Genomic DNA, 792 nt, shown 5'->3' on the forward strand with positions numbered 1-792 from the left:
TTCAGCAACGCTTTGCTATCCTCTGGGGCGCTTTGTTTGTCATGTAGAGTAAAGTCAGTCATATAAGAATCCTTATAATAGGTGCTAATAGTTAGTTGTTGATGGTTTGGTGATGAATGCTTTTATATTAAATTGACTATATTTGAGTGATTGCTCAAATTAATAGGTAATGCGTTTTCGAGTCATTCAACTACGATCACTATAAATCATTTTGAGCGAACGTTCAAGTTTGATTGAGCAATTGTTTGAAGCACAACATTTTCATTACAATGTGCTGTTTTATGACAGATAAAATAGAACACATTTAAAACTTAAGTAATAGCGTAAATAACAACTCAAATAATAAGGACGGCTCATGGCTAAGACTATTTTGATTACTGGCAGTACTGATGGCATTGGTAAATTGACTGCTTTAAAACTGGCAAAAGCGGGACATCAAGTGTACTTGCATGGTAGAAATGCGGACAAACTTGCCAGTGTCATTGCAGAGGTCAACGCTGTCGCGACAGGCGCAGCAGTAGACAACATTGATGGATTTGTGGCTGATTTTTCAGATTTAGATGCGGTACGTAAAATGGCAGCAGAAGTCAGCGAAAAGCTACCAAAGCTCGATGTACTCATCAACAACGCAGGGATTTATACCACCGCATCGGCAACAACCAAAGATGGGTTGGACATACGTTTTGTGGTCAATTACTTGGCGCCTTACGAGTTAACCAATGCTTTATTACCGCTACTCAAAGAGTCGGATGAATCCCGCATCATTAATTTAAGTTCGGCGGCGCAAGCGTC

The 792-nt window shown here is 39.6% G+C and carries 1 protein-coding gene; it reads left to right on the plus strand.

What is annotated here, in order from left to right:
- Positions 1-355 precede the first annotated feature (355 nt).
- Positions 356-792 (plus strand): SDR family NAD(P)-dependent oxidoreductase (locus tag ACS8FD_RS19285; RefSeq protein ID WP_439277047.1); only part of this gene is annotated, 437 nt, incomplete at its 3' end.

It is taken from the genome of Psychrobacter sp. 1U2 (assembly GCF_051847575.1).